Here is an 18,204-nt window from a genome sequence, read left to right as displayed (position 1 = left end):
TTTCACTATTTCCGCTAGACTTCCCGGCCCTGCTAGACGAACCCCATCATGCGCGTTGCTGACTTTACTTTTGAGCTCCCTGATTCGCTGATCGCTCGCCACCCTTTGGCCGAGCGTCGCGCCAGTCGACTGCTGACCCTGGACGGGGTCAGCGGTGCCCTCGCACACCGTCAATTCACTGATTTGCTTGAGCATTTGCGCCCGGGCGATTTGATGGTTTTCAACAACACCCGGGTGATTCCGGCGCGGCTGTTCGGCCAGAAAGCTTCCGGCGGCAAGCTGGAAATTCTGGTGGAGCGGGTGCTGGACAGCCATCGTGTGCTGGCCCATGTGCGCTCCAGCAAGTCGCCCAAACCGGGTTCGAGCATCCTCATTGATGGCGGTGGCGAAGCCGAGATGGTGGCGCGCCACGATGCCTTGTTCGAGCTCAAGTTTGCCGAAGAAGTGCTGCCGTTGCTGGATCGGGTCGGCCATATGCCGTTGCCTCCTTATATAGACCGCCCCGACGAAGACGCGGACCGCGAGCGCTATCAGACGGTGTACTCACAGCGCCTCGGCGCTGTAGCGGCGCCGACTGCCGGGCTGCATTTCGACCAGCCGCTGCTGGATGCGATTGCCGCCAAGGGCGTCGAGACGGCCTATGTGACGCTGCACGTGGGGGCCGGTACGTTTCAGCCGGTGCGTGTGGAGAACATCGAAGACCACCACATGCACAGCGAATGGCTGGAGGTCAGCCAGGACGTCGTGGACGCGGTCAATGCGTGTAAGGCGCGCGGCGGGCGAGTAGTGGCTGTGGGCACCACCAGCGTACGATCACTTGAAAGTGCGGCGCGTGATGGCGTGCTCAAGCCGTTCAGTGGTGACACTGATATCTTTATTTTTCCGGGCCGGCCATTCCATGTGGTCGATTGCCTGGTCACCAATTTCCATTTGCCCGAATCCACGCTCTTGATGCTGGTGTCGGCATTTGCCGGTTACCCGCAAACCATGGCTGCTTACCAGGCCGCCATTGCCAACGAGTACCGTTTTTTCAGCTACGGTGATGCGATGTTTATCACCCGTAACCCGGCGCCACGCGGCCCAGAGGAACAACTATGAGTCGTATGTCGTTTGAATTGTTGGCCACCGACGGCAAGGCCCGTCGCGGTCGCCTGACCTTCCCGCGCGGCACCGTGGAGACCCCGGCGTTCATGCCGGTCGGCACCTACGGCACCGTCAAGGGCATGTTGCCGCGCGACATCGTCGCTACCGGTGCCGAGATTATCCTCGGCAACACCTTCCACCTGTGGCTGCGCCCGGGCACGGAAGTGATCAAAAAGCACGGCGATCTGCATGACTTCATGAAATGGCAAGGCCCGATCCTCACCGACTCCGGTGGTTTCCAGGTATTCAGCCTGGGCGCCATGCGCAAGATCAAGGAGGAGGGCGTGACCTTCGCCTCGCCGGTGGACGGTGCCAAGGTGTTCATGGGCCCGGAAGAGTCAATGCAGGTCCAGCGCGACTTGGGCTCCGACATCGTGATGATTTTCGACGAGTGCACGCCTTACCCGGCTGACGAAGACGTGGCGCGCATCTCCATGGAGCTGTCCCTGCGTTGGGCCCAGCGCTCGAAGAACGCCCATGGTGACAACACCGCGGCGCTGTTCGGGATTGTCCAGGGCGGGATGCACGAAAGCCTGCGTAAACGCTCGCTGGAAGGCCTCGACAAGATCGGCTTCGACGGCCTGGCCATCGGCGGTTTGTCGGTGGGCGAGCCCAAGCACGAAATGATCAAGGTGCTCGACTACCTGCCGGGCCTGATGCCCGCTGACAAACCTCGTTACCTTATGGGCGTTGGCAAACCGGAAGATCTCGTAGAGGGTGTGCGCCGCGGTGTGGACATGTTCGATTGCGTGATGCCAACCCGTAATGCCCGCAATGGGCATCTGTTCATCGATACAGGCGTGCTCAAGATCCGTAACGCGTTCCATCGCCATGATGATTCGCCGCTGGATCCCACCTGTGACTGCTACACCTGCCAGAACTTCTCCCGTGCCTATCTGCATCATCTGGACAAGTGCGGGGAAATGCTGGGTAGCATGTTGAATACCATCCACAATTTGCGTCACTACCAAGTCCTGATGGCTGGTTTGCGCGAGGCTATTCAACAGGGTACATTGGCCGCCTTCGTCGATGCCTTCTATGCCAAGCGCGGGCTCCCTGTGCCGCCCTTGGACTGAGTTTTCCGACCCTAAGATTCACTATTTGCAACTGGAGTGCTAAATGAGCTTTTTTATCTCTAACGCCATGGCTGACGCCGCTGCGCCTGCTGCTGCCGGCCCTATGGGCGGTGGTTTCGAGTGGATTTTCCTGGTCGGCTTCCTGGTCATCTTCTACCTGATGATCTGGCGTCCACAGGCCAAGCGCGCCAAAGAGCAGAAAAACCTGCTGGGCAGCCTGCAAAAAGGCGACGAAGTCGTGACCACTGGCGGCATCGCCGGCAAGATCACCAAGGTTTCCGATGCTTTCGTGGTACTGGAAGTCTCCGACACCGTAGAAATGAAGTTCCAGAAGGGCGCCATCGCCGCCACGCTGCCTAAGGGCACGCTCAAAGCGATCTAAGTAACAACCTTTACCAATCGACGGGGCGCGCAAGGCGCCCCGCGTTATAAGCGGGCGGCGTGATGCTGAACAAATACCCTCTGTGGAAATACGTACTGATCCTGGCGGTGCTGGCGATCGGTTTTATTTATTCCGCTCCCAATCTCTATCCTGATGACCCGGCGATCCAGATCTCTGGCGCCAGCACTTCGCTGCAGGTCAGTCAGGCTGATCTGGAGCGCGCTAGCAAAGCGCTGACTGACGCGGGCATCCAGGTTAAAGCGGCAACCTTGGCAGCTGGTTCCAAAGGCGGCTTGTTGCGCCTGACCAAGCAAGAAGACCAATTGCCGGCCAAGGACGTTGTACGCAAGGTCATGGGTGACGACTACGTCGTTGCATTGAACCTGGCACAGACCACGCCTCAATGGCTGCGCAGCATTGGCGCGCACCCGATGAAGCTGGGCCTGGACTTGTCCGGTGGCGTGCACTTCCTGCTGGAAGTCGACATGGACAAGGCCCTCGACGCGCGTCTGAAAGTCTATGAAGGCGACGTGAAGAGCCTGCTGCGCAAAGAGAAACTGCGTTATCGCAGCTTGCCGCAGCTCAACGGTGCCATCCAGCTGGGTTTTGCTGACGAAGCTTCCCGCGAGCAGGCCCGTGCGCTGATCCGCAAGAATTTCAATGACTTCGACATCGTGCCGGCCGACTTGAATGGTCAGGCTGTGTTGCGCCTGGCGATGAGCCCGGCCAAGATCGCCGAGATCCGCGAGTACTCCATCAAGCAGAACTTGACCACGGTACGTAACCGCGTCAACGAGCTGGGTGTGGCCGAGCCGATCGTGCAGCGCCAGGGCGCCAACCGTATCGTGGTTGAGTTGCCGGGTGTACAGGACACTGCTGAAGCCAAGCGTATCCTTGGTAAAACCGCCAACCTGGAATTCCGCCTTGCAGCTGAGCCGGGTGCCACTCGTGCGACCTCCGAAGAGTTCGAGTTCCGCGAGGGCAATCGTCCTCCTGCGTTGATCGAGCGTGGCTTGATCATCACTGGTGACCAGGTGACCGATGCCAAGGCCGGTTTCGACTCGCAGCACGGTACGCCCGAAGTGAACATCCGCCTGGATGGCCACGGTGGCGAACTGATGAGTCGCGCCACGCGCAGCAACGTCGGTCGCAGCATGGCGGTGATCTTCATCGAGCAGCGCCCCGTTACCACCTATACCAAGCAGATGGTCAACGGCGTCGAGAAAGACGTGCCGGTGCAGACCTTCAAGGAAGAGAAAAAGATCATCAGCCTGGCGACCATCCAGTCGCCGCTGGGTGCGCAGTTCCGCATCACTGGCCTGAACGGCCAGGGTGAGTCCTCCGAGCTGGCGCTGCTGCTGCGTGCTGGTGGCCTGGCGGCGCCGATGTACTTCGCTGAAGAACGTACCATCGGCCCGAGCCTGGGTGCCGACAACATCACCAAGGGTGTGGATGCGGCGCTGTGGGGCATGTTGTTCGTGTCGCTGTTCATCATCGCCATCTACCGCTTCTTCGGCGTTATCGCCACCGTCGCACTGGCGGGCAACATGGTGATGCTGCTGGCGCTGATGTCGCTGCTGGGCGCGACGCTGACCTTGCCGGGTATCGCCGGTATCGTGCTTACCATGGGTATGGCGGTTGACGCCAACGTGCTGATCTTCTCGCGTATCCGTGAAGAGATCGCCGCCGGCATGACCGTACAGCGTGCTATCAACGAAGGCTTCGGCCGGGCATTTACCGCGATTCTCGACTCCAACTTGACCACTTTGCTGGTCGGCGGGATTCTCTTTGCCATGGGCACCGGCCCTGTCAAAGGTTTTGCGGTGACCATGTCCCTGGGTATCTTTACCTCGATGTTCACGGCCATCATGGTGACCCGCGCAATGGTCAACCTGATCTTTGGCGGGCGTGACTTCAAGAAGTTGTGGATTTAAGGGGCTGCCATGTTACGTACAATCAACTTCATGGGCGTTCGCAACGTTGCGTTCGGCGTCACCGTGCTCCTTACCGTTCTGGCGTTGTTCAGCTGGTTCCATAAGGGCCTGAACTACGGGCTGGACTTCACCGGCGGTACGCTTATCGAGCTGACCTACGAGAAGCCGGCCGATGTCACCCTGGTGCGCAATGAGCTGGTCAAGGCCGGCTATCACGAGGCGGTGGTGCAGAGCTTCGGCGCCACTACTGACCTGCTGGTGCGTATGCCTGGCGAAGACCCGCAACTGGGTCACCAGGTAGCGGAGGCCTTGCAGAAGGTCGGCGGCGACAACCCGGCATCGGTCAAGCGCGTCGAGTTCGTCGGCCCGCAGGTCGGTGAAGAGCTGCGCGACCAGGGCGGCCTCGGCATGCTGATGGCGCTGGTCGGCATCATGATCTACCTGGCCTTCCGCTTTCAGTGGAAGTTCGGTGTCGGCGCCATTGTGTCGCTGATCCACGACGTGATCGTGACCGTGGGGATCCTGGCCTACTTCCAGATCACCTTCGACCTGACCGTATTGGCGGCCGTGCTGGCGATCATTGGTTACTCGCTCAACGACACCATCGTGGTATTCGACCGGGTTCGTGAGAACTTCCGGGTGCTGCGCAAGGCGACGTTGATCGAGAATATCAACATCTCCACCACCCAGACGCTGCTGCGGACCATGGCGACGTCGATCTCCACCTTGCTGGCGATCGCCGCGCTGATGATCTTCGGGGGCGACAACCTGTGGGGCTTCTCGCTGGCGCTGTTCATCGGTGTTCTGGCGGGTACCTACTCGTCGATCTACATTGCCAACGTGGTGCTGATCTGGCTCAACCTCAACAGCGAAGACTTGATCCCTCCTGCTGCTACTGGCAAGGAGGTCGACGACCGCCCTTGATGGGCGTTAGTTGATCGGCTGTTACAAGAAGGGCGCGAGTATTGAACTCGCGCCTTTTTTTTTGCTCCAAGGCTGGGTATAGCGCGGATCTTTCGATCCGTTTGTGATGGTCAGGAGGTTCAACGTGAACAAGTCGTTGCTGGTTGGTGCGGTATTGGGTGCTGTCGGTGTGACTGCCGGGGGTGCTGTTGCCACCTACAGCCTGGTAAAAAGCGGCCCTGAGTATGCGCAAGTACTGGCGGTACAGCCGGTTAAAACCCAGATCAAAACCCCGCGTGAGGTCTGCAAGGACGTCACTGTGACCCGGCAACGTCCGGTGCAGGATCAACATCAAATCGCCGGTACCGTGGTCGGCGCCCTTGCAGGTGGCCTGTTGGGTAACCAGATCGGTGGCGGTAATGGTAAGAAGCTGGCCACCGTGGCCGGTGCGGTTGGTGGCGGTTACGCCGGTAACAAGGTTCAGGAAGGCATGCAGAACCGTGATACCTACACCACCACGCAAACCCGCTGTAACACTGTTAACGACATCAGCGACAAGGTTGTCGGTTATGACGTGCGTTACAACCTGGATGGCAAGGAAGGGACTGTGCGTATGGAGCGTGATCCAGGCGGCCAGATTCCAGTCGACAAAGAAGGTCGTCTGATCCTGGGTCAGAACCAGCAGTAATCCCCAGGCCTGGCTTCGATCCAAATGTGGGAGCTGGCTTGCCTGCGATAGCGGTGGGTCAGCAACTAATCACTTGGTTGGCAGCCCGTCATCGCAGGCAAGCCAGCTCCCACATTGGATTGTATTGAGCATTTGGAATTGGTTTTTTGCTAAATCCCACGCATAAAAAAAGCACCCCTAGGGGTGCTTTTTTGTGCTCGCTCGCTTAACGCTTCAGCGAAGCCGGCAGGTGCGGCTGGATCGCCGTCAGTACGGCCTTGAAGCATTTGGTGTTGCCGGCAACCACGTGGCCTTTCTCCAGGAAGTCGTGACCGCCGGTGAAATCGCTCACCAGGCCGCCTGCTTCCTGGATCAGCAGAGCGCCTGCTGCCATGTCCCACTCGGACAGGCCCGATTCCCAGAATGCATCAAAACGACCGGCGGCGACATAGGCCAGGTCCAGGCTGGCTGCACCGGCGCGGCGGATACCGGCGGTCTGGCCAACCAGGGCACGGAACATGCCCAGGTAGTTTTCCAGGTTGTCCATCTGGTCGTCACGGAACGGGAAGCCGGTGCCCAGCAGGGCGCCTTCCAGGCTGGTGCGACCGCTGACGCGCAAGCGACGACCATTGAGCTGGGCGCCACGGCCACGGCTGGCGGTGAACTCTTCCTGGCGCACCGGATCCAGCACAACAGCGTGTTCCAGGCGGCCACGGTATTTGCAGGCGATGCTCACGGCAAAGTGCGGGATGCCGCGCAGGAAGTTGGTGGTGCCATCCAGTGGGTCGATGATCCACAGGTAGTCTTCGCCTTCGCCGCTACCTTTGTGCAGGCCGGTTTCTTCGCCGAGGATGCCGTGGGTAGGGTAGGCCTTGCGCAGGGCGTCGATGATCTTCTGTTCGGCGGCGCGATCCACCTCGGATACATAATCCTTGGCGTCTTTTTCGTCGACCTTGATGGTATCCAGGCGCTCGATGGAGCGGAAGATCAATTCACTGGCGCTGCGGGCGGCGCGCAGCGCGATATTCAGCATGGGCTGCATGGATGTGTCACCTAAGGTTGTTAAAGAAAGCCGGGCATTCTAGCAGAAACTTTCCTCAGGTGAAGGACGACGTTAGCTTTCATGGCATAACCTTAGGCTGTTCTGTAAGATTTGCTCCCCTTTCCCGTGTCCGAGAGCGCCTCCCTTGCTGCAAAACATTCGTGTCGTCTTGGTCAATACCAGTCATCCCGGCAATATCGGCGGGGTGGCGCGAGCCATGAAAAACATGGGGCTGACGCGCCTGGTGCTGGTCGAACCGCGGGTGTTCCCGCACCACGAGGCCGATGCCCGTGCATCCGGCGCCAATGACCTGCTGGCAAACGCCCAGATCGTCGCCACCCTGGAAGAGGCTCTGGTCGGCTGCAACCTGGTGCTCGGCACCAGCGCTCGCGATCGGCGTATCCCCTGGCCGCTGCTGGATCCGCGTGAGTGCGGCACCAAAGTGGTGGAAGAGGCCATCGGCGGTGCCGAAATTGCCTTGGTATTTGGCCGTGAAGATTCCGGCCTCACCAACGAAGAGCTGCAGCGATGTCATTATCACGTGCATATCCCCTCAGACCCTGAGTTCAGCTCGCTGAACCTCGGGGCGGCGGTGCAAGTGTTGACGTACGAAGTGCGCATGGCCTGGCTGGCTGCTGCCGGCCAGCCGAGCAAAGTGGAAAAGGACGAAGTGGCGTCGACCAAAAGTGGTGAGCTGGCCACCATGGACGAGCTGGAGCGGTTCTATGAGCACCTGGAGCAAACCCTGGTGGCCATCGAATTCCTCGATCCTGAAAAGCCACGGCACTTGATGGCGCGCCTGCGTCGTTTGTACGGTCGCAGCTCGGTGAGCCGGGCGGAGATGAATATATTGCGTGGCATCCTCACGGAAACCCAGAAAGCGGCCCGTGGTGAGCTTCTTAAGCGGAAGGATTAAAAATGTTCGAGCGTTTGCGAGAAGATATCCAGAGTGTTTTCCATCGTGACCCGGCGGCGCGCAACGCCTTTGAAGTGCTGACCTGCTATCCGGGCCTGCACGCGATCTGGATTCACCGTCTGTCCGGCGCCTTGTGGGGCATGGGCTGGAAATGGCTGGCCCGGCTGGTGTCGAACTTCGGTCGCTGGTTGACCGGCATCGAGATTCATCCGGGCGCCAAGGTGGGCCGTCGCTTCTTTATCGACCATGGCATGGGTATTGTCATAGGCGAGACCGCCGAGATCGGTGATGACGTGACGCTTTACCAAGGTGTGACCCTGGGCGGTACTACATGGAATAAAGGCAAGCGTCACCCGACCCTGGAAAATGGTGTGGTGGTGGGGGCGGGCGCCAAGGTGCTGGGGCCCTTTACCGTGGGTGCCGGTGCCAAGGTAGGTTCCAACGCCGTGGTGACCAAGGCTGTACCTGCTGGCGCCACCGTGGTGGGTATTCCGGGTCGCATCATCGTCAAACCAGAGGTCGGCGACGAGCAGGAGGCCAAGCGCAAGGCCATGGCCGAGAAGATCGGTTTTGACGCCTATGGCGTCAGCGAAGACATGCCCGATCCGGTGGCTCGCGCCATTGGTCAGCTGCTTGATCATCTGCAAGCAGTGGACGGCAAGCTGGACGGTATGTGTGGTGCGCTGAAGGATCTGGGCAGCCCATACTGTGCGAAGGATCTGCCTGAGTTGCGCGAAGAGGACTTCGCCGAGATCAAGGACGAGGCCGCCACCAAGGCAAGCTGAAGTCCCAAGGCCGCCAGAGATCCCTGTGGGAGGGGGCTTGCTCCCGATAACGGTGGGTCAGCTAACTGATAAGTGACTGACATTCAGTCATCGGGAGCAAGCCCCCCTCCCACATTTTGATCTCCATTGGTCTCGAGATCTCTGCCAGGCCCTGTTCCCGCTGGTCCATCCCACCCCATCCTGCTATGATTCGCGCGCCCTTTTTACGGGTATTCCTGACTAAGGTACTAGGTCTTATAGTTGACTTAAATACTCGGGAATCGCATACTTGCTCCCATTCTGAAACACCTTGGTACTTGTCCATGAGACTGACTACAAAAGGCCGATACGCGGTGACCGCCATGCTTGACCTGGCCCTGCACGCGCAAACTGGGCCGGTGTCCCTGGCCGATATCTCCGAGCGCCAAGGCATTTCCCTGTCCTACCTCGAGCAGCTGTTCGCCAAATTGCGCCGCAGCAATCTGGTTTCCAGCGTTCGTGGTCCAGGTGGTGGCTATCAATTGTCCCGCGACATGCAGGGCATTCAGGTGGCCCAGGTGATCGACGCGGTCAACGAATCCGTCGATGCCACCAAATGCCAGGGTTTGGGTGATTGCCATGCCGGCGACACCTGCCTGACACACCACTTGTGGTGTGACTTGAGCCTGCAGATCCATGAGTTTTTGAGTGGTATCAGCTTGGCTGATCTTGTGACTCGCCGTGAGGTGCAAGAAGTAGCCCAGCGTCAGGACCAGCGCCGTTGCAATACCAAGGCGCCGCGTCTGGACAAGATCGAAGCGTCCGCCGTCGAGTGACAGCCGAAGAGCTAACGGCGTGCCAGCCAGCCTGATTTAGGAGAAAGTCCATGAAATTGCCGATTTACCTTGATTACTCAGCGACCACCCCGGTTGATCCGCGTGTTGCGCAAAAAATGAGCGAATGCCTGCTGGTTGACGGAAACTTCGGCAACCCGGCCTCCCGTTCCCACGTATTCGGCTGGAAGGCCGAGGAAGCGGTCGAGAACGCGCGTCGCCAGGTCGCTGATCTGGTCAACGCCGACCCGCGTGAAATCGTCTGGACGTCCGGTGCTACCGAGTCCGACAACCTGGCTATCAAGGGTGCGGCGCATTTCTACGCAACCAAGGGCAAGCACCTGATCACCACCAAGATTGAGCACAAGGCTGTCCTCGACACCATGCGCCAACTGGAGCGTGAAGGTTTCGAGGTGACTTACCTTGAGCCCACCACCGACGGTATCGTCACCCCTGCGATGATCGAAGCCGCGATGCGTGAAGACACCATCCTGGTTTCCGTGATCCACGTGAACAACGAAATCGGTACCATCAACGACATCGCCGCCATCGGCGAGCTGACGCGCTCCAAGGGTGTGTTGCTACACGTCGACGCTGCTCAGTCCACCGGCAAGGTCGATATCGACCTGTCCAAGCTGAAAGTCGACCTGATGTCGTTCTCGGCCCACAAGACTTACGGCCCTAAAGGCATCGGCGCTCTCTACGTCAGCCGCAAGCCACGCGTGCGCATCGAAGCGACCATGCACGGTGGCGGCCACGAACGCGGCATGCGTTCGGGCACCCTGGCGACCCACCAGATCGTCGGCATGGGTGAAGCCTTCCGCGTAGCCAAGGAAGACATGGCTGCCGAAAATGTACGTATCAAGGCCCTGAGTGATCGCTTCTACAAGCAGGTCGAGAACCTTGAAGAGCTGTACATCAACGGCAGCATGACTGCCCGTGTACCGCACAACCTGAATTTGAGCTTCAACTATGTCGAAGGCGAGTCGCTGATCATGGCGCTCAAGGACCTGGCGGTCTCGTCCGGTTCGGCCTGTACCTCGGCATCCCTTGAGCCTTCGTATGTATTGCGCGCCCTGGGCCGCAACGACGAACTGGCACACAGCTCGATCCGCTTTACGTTCGGCCGCTTCACCACTGAAGAGCAAGTCGACTATGCCGCGCAGAAGGTCTGCGAAGCCGTCAACAAGCTGCGCGTTCTGTCGCCGCTGTGGGACATGTACAAAGACGGTGTCGATATTTCCAAGATCGAGTGGGCGGCACACTAAATATAGAAGCCGCCACCCAAGCTCTGTAGGAACGTGGCGGTAAACGCAGGCGTTTCTACAGGGTTCCAGAGCGGCCCTGATGAGTGAGGATTCAGTACCATGGCTTACAGCGAAAAGGTCATCGACCACTACGAAAACCCGCGCAACGTCGGCAAGATGAACGCGGAAGATCCTGATGTCGGCACCGGCATGGTCGGCGCTCCGGCGTGCGGCGATGTGATGCGCCTGCAGATCAAGGTCAACGAACAGGGCATTATCGAAGATGCCAAGTTCAAGACCTATGGCTGCGGTTCGGCCATCGCCTCCAGTTCCCTTGCGACCGAGTGGATGAAAGGCAAGTCCCTGGATGAGGCTGTCACCATCAGCAACACCCAGCTGGCCGAAGAACTGGCCCTGCCGCCAGTGAAAATCCACTGCTCCGTACTCGCTGAAGACGCCATCAAGGCGGCGGTTCGCGACTACAAGCAGAAGAAAGGCTTGATCTAAGCATTTGGCGACGAGTAAGGAGTCAACGATGGCTATCAGCATGACAGAAGCGGCTGCGCAGCACATTCGCCGCTCCCTGAATGGGCGCGGTAAAGGTGAGGGGATTCGTCTGGGTGTACGCACCACGGGCTGTTCCGGCCTTGCCTACGTGCTGGAGTTTGTCGACGAGGTGGTTGAAGAGGACCAGGTGTTCGAAAGTCACGGCGAGAAAGTGATCATCGACCCCAAGAGCCTGACCTACCTGGACGGCACCGAGCTCGATTTCGTCAAGGAAGGGTTGAACGAAGGCTTCAAGTTCAACAACCCCAACGTGCGCGGTGAATGTGGCTGCGGCGAAAGCTTCAACATCTGAGGCTACTCGTGGGTACTCCTTGTCATTTCGCTTTATTCGAGCTGCAGCCGAGCTTTCGGCTGGACCTCGAGCAGCTTGCCACGCGCTATCGAGAACTGGCGCGTGGGGTGCATCCGGACCGCTTTGCCGACGCTTCCGAGCGTGAGCAACGCCTGGCCCTGGAGCAATCGGCCAGCCTCAACGAAGCCTATCAGACGCTCAAAAGCCCCCCCAAACGCGCGCGCTATTTGCTGGCGATGAAGGGCGGTGAGTTGCCGATGGAAGTCACCGTGCATGACCCGGACTTCCTGATGCAGCAGATGCAATGGCGTGAAGAGCTCGAAGATCTGCAGGACGAAGCCGATGTGGCGGGTGTCGCGGTCTTCAAACGTCGTCTGAAAACTGCCCAGGACGAGCTCAACGAAAGCTTTGCGGCCTGTTGGGATGATGCTGCGCAACGTGAACAGGCCGAGCGCCTGATGCGGCGTATGCAGTTCCTCGACAAGCTCACCTACGAAGTGCGCCAGCTAGAAGAGCGCCTCGACGATTAACCCAGTGCTGCCCGTGATGCACGCCTGATAGACAGATAAGACCTGATTACCATGGCCCTACTGCAAATCGCCGAACCCGGCCAAAGCCCTCAACCGCACCAGCGTCGCCTGGCGGTCGGGATTGACCTGGGCACCACCAATTCCCTGGTTGCTGCCTTGCGCAGTGGCCTGTCCGAGCCTCTGCCCGATGCCGATGGGCAGGTGATCCTGCCGTCCGCCGTGCGTTACCACCCTGATCGTACCGAAGTGGGTGAGTCGGCCAAGTTGGCCGCGTCCTCGGACCCCCTGAACACTGTGCTGTCGGTCAAGCGCTTGATGGGTCGTGGGCTGTCCGACGTCAAGCAGTTGGGCGACCAGTTGCCGTACCGCTTTGTCGGCGGTGAGTCCCATATGCCGTTTATCGACACCGTCCAGGGCCCGAAAAGCCCGGTCGAAGTGTCGGCTGATATCCTCAAGGTGCTGCGCCAGCGTGCGGAAAAAACCTTGGGCGGCGAGCTGGTCGGGGCGGTGATCACCGTTCCGGCGTATTTCGATGACGCCCAGCGCCAAGCCACCAAGGACGCGGCGAAACTGGCGGGCCTGAATGTACTGCGCCTGCTCAACGAGCCGACCGCTGCGGCTGTGGCCTACGGCCTCGATCAGCACGCTGAAGGCCTGGTTGCCATTTATGATCTGGGCGGCGGCACCTTCGATATTTCGATCCTGCGCCTGACCGGCGGTGTTTTCGAAGTGCTGGCCACCGGTGGCGACAGTGCCCTGGGCGGCGATGACTTCGACCACGCCATCGCCGGCTGGATCATCACCAGCGCCGGTTTGTCTGCCGACCTGGACCCGGGCGCGCAGCGTAATTTGCTGCAAACTGCCTGTGCGGCCAAAGAAGCACTGACGGACGCCAACTCTGTAGAGGTTTGCTACGGCTCATGGTCGGCTCAACTGACCCGTGAGGCCTTCGATGCGCTGATCGAGCCGATGGTCGCTCGCAGCCTCAGGGCTTGCCGCCGTGCCGTACGTGACTCCGGTGTTGAACTGGAAGATGTGGCGGCCGTGGTCATGGTTGGCGGTTCGACCCGTGTGCCGCGCGTGCGCGAAGCCGTCGCCGAAGCCTTTGGTCGCCAGCCGCTGACTGAAATCGACCCGGATCAAGTGGTCGCCATCGGTGCTGCGATCCAGGCCGACACCCTGGCCGGCAACAAGCGCGACGGTGGCGAATTGCTGCTGCTCGACGTGATCCCGCTGTCCCTGGGGCTGGAAACCATGGGCGGCCTGATGGAGAAGGTGATTCCACGCAACACCACCATCCCCGTCGCCCGTGCCCAGGATTTCACCACCTACAAAGACGGCCAGACGGCCATGATGATTCACGTGCTGCAAGGCGAGCGCGAGCTGATCAGCGACTGCCGCTCCCTGGCGCGCTTTGAACTGCGCGGCATCCCGGCGATGGTGGCCGGTGCAGCGAAGATTCGCGTCACCTATCAGGTCGACGCGGATGGCCTGCTCAGCGTGGCTGCGCGTGAACTGGCCTCGGGCGTTGAGGCCAGCATCCAGGTCAAACCGTCCTACGGCCTGACCGACGGCGAAATCGCCAAGATGCTCAAGGACTCGTTCCAGTATGCCGGTGACGACAAGGTTGCCCGCGTACTGCGTGAGCAGCAAGTGGATGCCCAGCGCCTGCTCGAAGCGGTGCAGGGTGCTCTTGAGGCTGACGGTGAGCGCCTGCTGGATGCCGAAGAGCGCATGGTCATCGACCTGCAGATGCAGGAATTGGCCGAACTGATGAAAGGCAACGATGGTTACGCCATCGAGCAACAGACCAAGCGCCTGTCGCAAGTGACTGATGCCTTTGCCGCCCGTCGTATGGATCAGACGGTGAAAGCCGCACTGGCGGGCCGCAACCTGAATGAAATCGAGGAATAACTGATGCCGCAGGTCACTTTTCTACCGCACGCCGAACACTGCCCGGATGGCATGGTCGTGGAGGCAGAGACCGGCAAGTCCCTGCTTGACGTCGCGCACGACAACCATATCGAGATTGAAAGTGCGTGTGGTGGCGTCAATGCCTGCACCACTTGCCACTGCATCATTCGTAAAGGTTTCGACAGCCTCAATGAGGCTGACGACCTGGAAGAAGACTATCTTGATAGGGCGTGGGGGCTGGAGCCGACGTCGCGTCTGAGTTGCCAGGCGAAAGTGGGGACTGAAGACCTCACCGTTGAAATTCCGAAATATTCGCTCAACCATGCGGCCGAAGCGCCGCATTGATTCAAGGAACTGTCATGAGCCTGAAATGGGTTGATGTACAAGAAATCGCTATACAACTTGCCGAAGCTCACCCTGAGGTCAATCCTCTTACCGTGAACTTCGTCAAGCTGCGCAACCTCGTAATGGCGCTGCCGGATTTTGACGACATCCCTGACCGGGGTGGCGAAAAGGTCCTGGAGGCGATTCAAGGCCTGTGGATCGAAGAAGCAGACTGAGCCGCCTTTTTACGCAGTTAGGCAATACCCAATAACCCGCGTATAATTCGCGGGTTTAATTTTTCGTAAATTACCGTTTCTGGAGTTACACCATGGCTGTTCAACGTACTTTCTCCATCATCAAGCCTGACGCTGTTGCAAAAAACGTCATCGGCGAGATCACCACTCGTTTCGAAAAAGCCGGCCTGAAGGTTGTAGCTTCGAAACTCAAGCAACTGTCCAAGGCTGAAGCTGAAGGCTTCTACGCTGAGCACAGCGCTCGTGGCTTCTTCGGCGACCTGGTTGCCTTCATGATCTCCGGTCCTGTTGTTGTTCAGGTTCTGGAAGGCGAAAACGCTATCGCTCTGAACCGTGAGTTGATGGGTGCTACCAACCCTAAAGAAGCGGCTGCCGGCACCATTCGTGCTGACTTCGCTGAGTCCATCGATGCCAACGCTGTTCACGGTTCGGACTCCGAAGCCGCTGCTGCTCGCGAAATCTCGTACTTTTTCGCTGCTACTGAAGTAACCGCTCGCTAAGCATCGGCTTAAAGAGTGAGGGTGAATCCATGACTACATCGACTGTTAAAACCAACCTGCTGGGTCTGACTCAGCCGGAAATGGAGAAATTCTTCGACTCAATCGGGGAGAAGCGTTTCCGTGCCGGTCAGGTAATGAAGTGGATTCACCACTTTGGCGTCGACGATTTCGACGCCATGACGAACGTCAGCAAGGCCCTGCGCGACAAGCTCAAGGCCATTGCCGAGGTGCGTGGTCCCGAGGTTGTCAGCGAGGACATCTCCAGCGACGGCACCCGTAAATGGGTGGTGCGCGTGGCGTCCGGCAGCTGCGTCGAGACCGTGTACATTCCCCAGGGCAAACGCGGCACCTTGTGCGTTTCGTCCCAGGCAGGCTGTGCCCTGGATTGCAGTTTCTGCTCCACCGGCAAGCAAGGCTTCAATAGCAACCTCACCGCCGCCGAAGTCATCGGCCAGGTGTGGATTGCCAACAAATCCTTTGGCAGCGTCCCGGCGACCGTCGACCGTGCCATCACCAACGTGGTGATGATGGGCATGGGTGAGCCGCTGCTGAACTTCGACAACGTGATTGCGGCCATGCACCTGATGATGGACGACCTGGGCTACGGCATCTCCAAGCGCCGTGTGACCCTGTCGACCTCCGGCGTGGTGCCGATGATCGATGAGCTGGCCAAGCACATCGACGTCTCCCTGGCGTTGTCGTTGCACGCACCGAATGACGCATTGCGTAACCAATTGGTGCCGATCAACAAGAAGTATCCGCTTAAGATGCTGCTCGAATCTTGCCAGCGTTACATGGCGACCTTGGGTGAGAAGCGTGTGCTGACCATTGAGTACACCATGCTCAAGGACATCAACGACAAGGTCGAGCACGCGGTCGAGATGATCGAGTTGCTCAAGAACACGCCGTGCAAGATCAACCTGATCCCGTTCAACCCGTTTCCACATTCTGGCTACGAGCGGCCGAGCAACAACGCCATCCGCCGTTTCCAGGATCAACTGCACCAGGCCGGCTACAACGTCACCGTACGCACCACCCGTGGTGAAGACATCGACGCCGCCTGTGGCCAATTGGTAGGGCAGGTGATGGACCGCACCCGCCGCAGCGAACGTTATATCGCCGTGCGCGAACTTAACGCCGCCGAAGATTTGCCGCAAATTGCTGTGAATCGAATCTGAGAGAGGATCTCTATGCCCTTGCGCCTTGCGCTGCTTTTACTGCTTACCGGCCTCGTTGCCGGTTGTGTTTCATCGGGCCATGACAGCCCTTTGCACACCACTAAAGGCCGTGATGAGGCGCGGGTTGCCTATGTGCAATTGGGCTTGGGGTATTTGCGTCAAGGTATGAGCGAGCAAGCCAAGGTGCCGCTGAAAAAGGCCCTTGAACTGGACAGCGCGGATGCCGATGCCAACGCCGCACTGGCTCTGGTGTTTCAGGCCCAGGCAGAGCCTGAGCTGGCCGACCGCTATTTCAGCAAGGCCCTGGCTTCCCGTCCTGCCGATCCCAGGTTGCTGAACAACTATGGCAGTTTCCTGTTCGAGCAGAAACGGTATGACCAAGCCGCCGCTTATTTCCAGCAAGCCAGCGCCGATACTCTTTATCCTGAGCGTTCGCGGGTGTTCGAGAACCTCGGGGTGACCTCGATGCGCCTGGGTCAGCGCGACAGCGCGCGTCAGCAGCTGGAAAAAGCCCTGCATCTGAACAGTCGCCAGCCACGGGCTTTGCTCGAAATGGCTGAGTTGTCTTACGAAGACAGGCATTATGTGCCGGCACGAGACTATTACGAGCGTTTTAGCCTGCTCAGCGGGCAAAATGCACGTAGTCTATTGCTCGGTGTGCGCCTGGCGACGGTTCATGAAGAACACGACACGGCCGCACGTTTTGGCCAGCAACTCGAACGACTCTATCCCGGTACGCCGGAATATCAGCAATACCTGTCGGAGCAATGATGAAAGCCGCGCACCCGGAAGATGTAGCAGCTAATCGCGTAAACCCAGGCGAAACCTTGCGTCAGGCCCGCGAAAGCAATGGTTGGTCGCTGGCGGAAGTGGCCCTCAAGCTCAATTTGACCAGCACGTCCCTGGCCAATCTGGAAGCCGGCGCGTTCGACAAGCTGCCTGGGCACACCTTTGCCCGTGGCTATATTCGCGCCTACGCCAAATTGCTGGGTATTGACCAGGCGGTGCTGGTGCAGGAATTCGACCAGTTCACCGGTACCGATGCCCAAGGCAGCAATGTCCATGGCCTTGGGCGCATCGAAGAGCCAACGCGGGTTTCCCACACGATTTTGCGGATTGTCAGCCTGTTGCTGCTGGTTGCCGTGGTCGGCGGCGGTTTCGTCTGGTGGCAAGACCAGGCCTCCCAGCGCAACAAAGACCTGACCAGCAACGCCATGGAGCACGTCGAAGTCGAAAGCGCCGATGGCACCACCCAGATTCATCCGCTGGACGAGCCGGAAGACCAGGCGGTTGCCGAAGGGCAGGCCGCACCGCAAGTGCCGGCTACGGCTGAGCAGCCGGCGCCGCAAGTGGACACCACGCCTGCTGACACTGCGGCGGTACAGGCGCCGGTGACCCCGGCAGCACCCGTGGTTCAAGCTCCTGCGGCACCCGCGCCCGCGCCCGCGACGCCTGCGCCAGCCGCACCGGCAGCGCCAGCAATGTCGCCTCCGACCACCCCTGCGTTGATCGCCGGTGACGGGCGCGTACAGATCACCTTCATCGCTGACTGCTGGACGCAGGTCACCGATGGCAACGGCAAAGTGCTGTTCAGCGGTTTGAAGCGTAAGGGAGATACGCTTGACCAGGGCGGCAAGCCTCCTTTGACGCTGCGTCTGGGCTTTGCCCGTGGCGCGCAAGTGGCCTACAACGGCCAGCCTGTAGACGTGGCGCCGTTCACCAGTGGCGAGACCGCTCGCCTCAAGTTGGGACAATAGTC

Annotated in this window: 21 protein-coding genes; 20 read left to right on the top strand and 1 reads right to left on the bottom strand. The window is 59.4% G+C overall.

What is annotated here, in order from left to right:
- Positions 1–48: 48 nt before the first annotated feature.
- The 6 genes from queA to J1G33_RS08155 all read left to right on the top strand — a co-directional run bounded on the left by queA (position 49) and on the right by J1G33_RS08155 (position 6,126).
- Positions 49–1,098: a tRNA preQ1(34) S-adenosylmethionine ribosyltransferase-isomerase QueA gene (queA, locus tag J1G33_RS08180; protein ID WP_032879598.1), complete on the top strand. Its 1,050-nt coding sequence runs from the start codon at positions 49–51 to the stop codon at positions 1,096–1,098.
- A 5-nt stretch (positions 1,099–1,103) separates the two neighbouring features.
- Positions 1,104–2,219: a tRNA guanosine(34) transglycosylase Tgt gene (gene tgt, locus J1G33_RS08175; protein ID WP_032803964.1), complete on the top strand. Its 1,116-nt coding sequence runs from the start codon at positions 1,104–1,106 to the stop codon at positions 2,217–2,219.
- 43 nt (positions 2,220–2,262) lie between these two features.
- A complete protein-coding gene (gene yajC / locus J1G33_RS08170; RefSeq protein WP_003175975.1) occupies positions 2,263–2,601 on the top strand; it encodes a preprotein translocase subunit YajC in 339 nt (112 codons plus the stop codon).
- 62 nt (positions 2,602–2,663) lie between these two features.
- Complete coding sequence (secD, locus tag J1G33_RS08165; RefSeq protein ID WP_223017918.1) at positions 2,664–4,535, top strand: protein translocase subunit SecD; 1,872 nt, start codon at positions 2,664–2,666, stop codon at positions 4,533–4,535.
- Positions 4,536–4,544: 9 nt separating this feature from the next.
- The gene (gene secF, locus J1G33_RS08160) at positions 4,545–5,459 is read left to right on the top strand and encodes a protein translocase subunit SecF (RefSeq protein ID WP_032879600.1); all 915 of its coding nucleotides are present in this window, start codon (positions 4,545–4,547) and stop codon (positions 5,457–5,459) included.
- Between the two features lie 124 nt (positions 5,460–5,583).
- Positions 5,584–6,126, top strand: a complete 543-nt coding sequence (locus tag J1G33_RS08155) for a glycine zipper 2TM domain-containing protein (protein ID WP_005791197.1) — start codon at positions 5,584–5,586, stop codon at positions 6,124–6,126.
- 205 nt (positions 6,127–6,331) lie between these two features.
- Here J1G33_RS08155 and suhB read toward each other — a convergent pair whose 3' ends face one another.
- Entirely contained in the window at positions 6,332–7,147 is an 816-nt protein-coding gene (suhB, locus tag J1G33_RS08150) for an inositol-phosphate phosphatase (RefSeq protein WP_005791195.1), read from the bottom strand.
- Positions 7,148–7,292: 145 nt separating this feature from the next.
- Here suhB and trmJ point away from each other — a divergent pair, with 145 nt between their 5' ends.
- From trmJ to J1G33_RS08080, 14 genes are all read left to right on the top strand, one after another.
- On the top strand, positions 7,293–8,063 hold the full coding sequence (gene trmJ, locus J1G33_RS08145) for a tRNA (cytosine(32)/uridine(32)-2'-O)-methyltransferase TrmJ (protein ID WP_032879601.1): 771 nt from the start codon (positions 7,293–7,295) through the stop codon (positions 8,061–8,063).
- 2 nt (positions 8,064–8,065) lie between these two features.
- Positions 8,066–8,848 (top strand): serine O-acetyltransferase, encoded by a 783-nt coding sequence (gene cysE, locus J1G33_RS08140; protein ID WP_032879602.1) that lies wholly within the window; start codon positions 8,066–8,068, stop codon positions 8,846–8,848.
- 302 nt (positions 8,849–9,150) lie between these two features.
- A complete protein-coding gene (gene iscR, locus J1G33_RS08135; RefSeq protein ID WP_003194020.1) occupies positions 9,151–9,642 on the top strand; it encodes a Fe-S cluster assembly transcriptional regulator IscR in 492 nt (163 codons plus the stop codon).
- A 50-nt stretch (positions 9,643–9,692) separates the two neighbouring features.
- Positions 9,693–10,907: an IscS subfamily cysteine desulfurase gene (locus tag J1G33_RS08130; protein ID WP_003194019.1), complete on the top strand. Its 1,215-nt coding sequence runs from the start codon at positions 9,693–9,695 to the stop codon at positions 10,905–10,907.
- A gap of 99 nt (positions 10,908–11,006) precedes the next feature.
- The gene (gene iscU, locus J1G33_RS08125) at positions 11,007–11,393 is read left to right on the top strand and encodes a Fe-S cluster assembly scaffold IscU (RefSeq protein ID WP_032879603.1); all 387 of its coding nucleotides are present in this window, start codon (positions 11,007–11,009) and stop codon (positions 11,391–11,393) included.
- A 28-nt stretch (positions 11,394–11,421) separates the two neighbouring features.
- Positions 11,422–11,745 carry an iron-sulfur cluster assembly protein IscA gene (iscA, locus tag J1G33_RS08120; RefSeq protein WP_003209680.1) on the top strand — a complete coding sequence of 108 codons (324 nt, stop codon included), beginning with the start codon at positions 11,422–11,424 and terminating at the stop codon, positions 11,743–11,745.
- 8 nt (positions 11,746–11,753) lie between these two features.
- Entirely contained in the window at positions 11,754–12,275 is a 522-nt protein-coding gene (hscB, locus tag J1G33_RS08115) for a co-chaperone HscB (protein WP_005791186.1), read from the top strand.
- A gap of 51 nt (positions 12,276–12,326) precedes the next feature.
- Complete coding sequence (hscA, locus tag J1G33_RS08110; protein WP_078822258.1) at positions 12,327–14,189, top strand: Fe-S protein assembly chaperone HscA; 1,863 nt, start codon at positions 12,327–12,329, stop codon at positions 14,187–14,189.
- A 3-nt stretch (positions 14,190–14,192) separates the two neighbouring features.
- Entirely contained in the window at positions 14,193–14,534 is a 342-nt protein-coding gene (gene fdx / locus J1G33_RS08105) for an ISC system 2Fe-2S type ferredoxin (protein ID WP_005791182.1), read from the top strand.
- Positions 14,535–14,548: 14 nt separating this feature from the next.
- Positions 14,549–14,749 carry a Fe-S cluster assembly protein IscX gene (gene iscX, locus J1G33_RS08100; RefSeq protein ID WP_032879605.1) on the top strand — a complete coding sequence of 67 codons (201 nt, stop codon included), beginning with the start codon at positions 14,549–14,551 and terminating at the stop codon, positions 14,747–14,749.
- A 92-nt stretch (positions 14,750–14,841) separates the two neighbouring features.
- Entirely contained in the window at positions 14,842–15,267 is a 426-nt protein-coding gene (ndk, locus tag J1G33_RS08095) for a nucleoside-diphosphate kinase (RefSeq protein WP_003175956.1), read from the top strand.
- Between the two features lie 29 nt (positions 15,268–15,296).
- Positions 15,297–16,445 carry a 23S rRNA (adenine(2503)-C(2))-methyltransferase RlmN gene (gene rlmN / locus J1G33_RS08090; RefSeq protein ID WP_005791178.1) on the top strand — a complete coding sequence of 383 codons (1,149 nt, stop codon included), beginning with the start codon at positions 15,297–15,299 and terminating at the stop codon, positions 16,443–16,445.
- A gap of 12 nt (positions 16,446–16,457) precedes the next feature.
- On the top strand, positions 16,458–17,216 hold the full coding sequence (gene pilW, locus J1G33_RS08085) for a type IV pilus biogenesis/stability protein PilW (RefSeq protein ID WP_032879606.1): 759 nt from the start codon (positions 16,458–16,460) through the stop codon (positions 17,214–17,216).
- Entirely contained in the window at positions 17,216–18,202 is a 987-nt protein-coding gene (locus J1G33_RS08080) for a RodZ family helix-turn-helix domain-containing protein (RefSeq protein WP_216092073.1), read from the top strand. Before pilW ends, J1G33_RS08080 begins: the two co-directional genes overlap by 1 nt.
- The last annotated feature ends 2 nt before the right edge of the window (positions 18,203–18,204 follow it).

It is taken from the genome of Pseudomonas sp. P867 (assembly GCF_019891455.1).
GTDB classification, from domain to species: Bacteria; Pseudomonadota; Gammaproteobacteria; order Pseudomonadales; family Pseudomonadaceae; genus Aquipseudomonas; species Aquipseudomonas synxantha_A.
This window is presented reverse-complemented; position numbering and strand designations above follow the sequence as displayed.

What these genes read in the sequence shown, in the direction of transcription:
- queA (WP_032879598.1), top strand. Translation starts at nt 49, where the DNA reads ATGCGCGTTGCTGACTTTACTTTTGAGCTCCCTGATTCGCTGATCGCT.
- tgt (WP_032803964.1), top strand. Translation starts at nt 1,104, where the DNA reads ATGTCGTTTGAATTGTTGGCCACCGACGGCAAGGCCCGTCGCGGTCGC.
- yajC (WP_003175975.1), top strand. Translation starts at nt 2,263, where the DNA reads ATGAGCTTTTTTATCTCTAACGCCATGGCTGACGCCGCTGCGCCTGCT.
- secD (WP_223017918.1), top strand. Translation starts at nt 2,664, where the DNA reads ATGCTGAACAAATACCCTCTGTGGAAATACGTACTGATCCTGGCGGTG.
- secF (WP_032879600.1), top strand. Translation starts at nt 4,545, where the DNA reads ATGTTACGTACAATCAACTTCATGGGCGTTCGCAACGTTGCGTTCGGC.
- suhB (WP_005791195.1), bottom strand. Translation starts at nt 7,147, where the DNA reads ATGCAGCCCATGCTGAATATCGCGCTGCGCGCCGCCCGCAGCGCCAGT.
- cysE (WP_032879602.1), top strand. Translation starts at nt 8,066, where the DNA reads ATGTTCGAGCGTTTGCGAGAAGATATCCAGAGTGTTTTCCATCGTGAC.
- iscR (WP_003194020.1), top strand. Translation starts at nt 9,151, where the DNA reads ATGAGACTGACTACAAAAGGCCGATACGCGGTGACCGCCATGCTTGAC.
- J1G33_RS08130 (WP_003194019.1), top strand. Translation starts at nt 9,693, where the DNA reads ATGAAATTGCCGATTTACCTTGATTACTCAGCGACCACCCCGGTTGAT.
- iscU (WP_032879603.1), top strand. Translation starts at nt 11,007, where the DNA reads ATGGCTTACAGCGAAAAGGTCATCGACCACTACGAAAACCCGCGCAAC.
- iscA (WP_003209680.1), top strand. Translation starts at nt 11,422, where the DNA reads ATGGCTATCAGCATGACAGAAGCGGCTGCGCAGCACATTCGCCGCTCC.
- hscA (WP_078822258.1), top strand. Translation starts at nt 12,327, where the DNA reads ATGGCCCTACTGCAAATCGCCGAACCCGGCCAAAGCCCTCAACCGCAC.
- fdx (WP_005791182.1), top strand. Translation starts at nt 14,193, where the DNA reads ATGCCGCAGGTCACTTTTCTACCGCACGCCGAACACTGCCCGGATGGC.
- iscX (WP_032879605.1), top strand. Translation starts at nt 14,549, where the DNA reads ATGAGCCTGAAATGGGTTGATGTACAAGAAATCGCTATACAACTTGCC.
- ndk (WP_003175956.1), top strand. Translation starts at nt 14,842, where the DNA reads ATGGCTGTTCAACGTACTTTCTCCATCATCAAGCCTGACGCTGTTGCA.
- rlmN (WP_005791178.1), top strand. Translation starts at nt 15,297, where the DNA reads ATGACTACATCGACTGTTAAAACCAACCTGCTGGGTCTGACTCAGCCG.
- pilW (WP_032879606.1), top strand. Translation starts at nt 16,458, where the DNA reads ATGCCCTTGCGCCTTGCGCTGCTTTTACTGCTTACCGGCCTCGTTGCC.
- J1G33_RS08080 (WP_216092073.1), top strand. Translation starts at nt 17,216, where the DNA reads ATGAAAGCCGCGCACCCGGAAGATGTAGCAGCTAATCGCGTAAACCCA.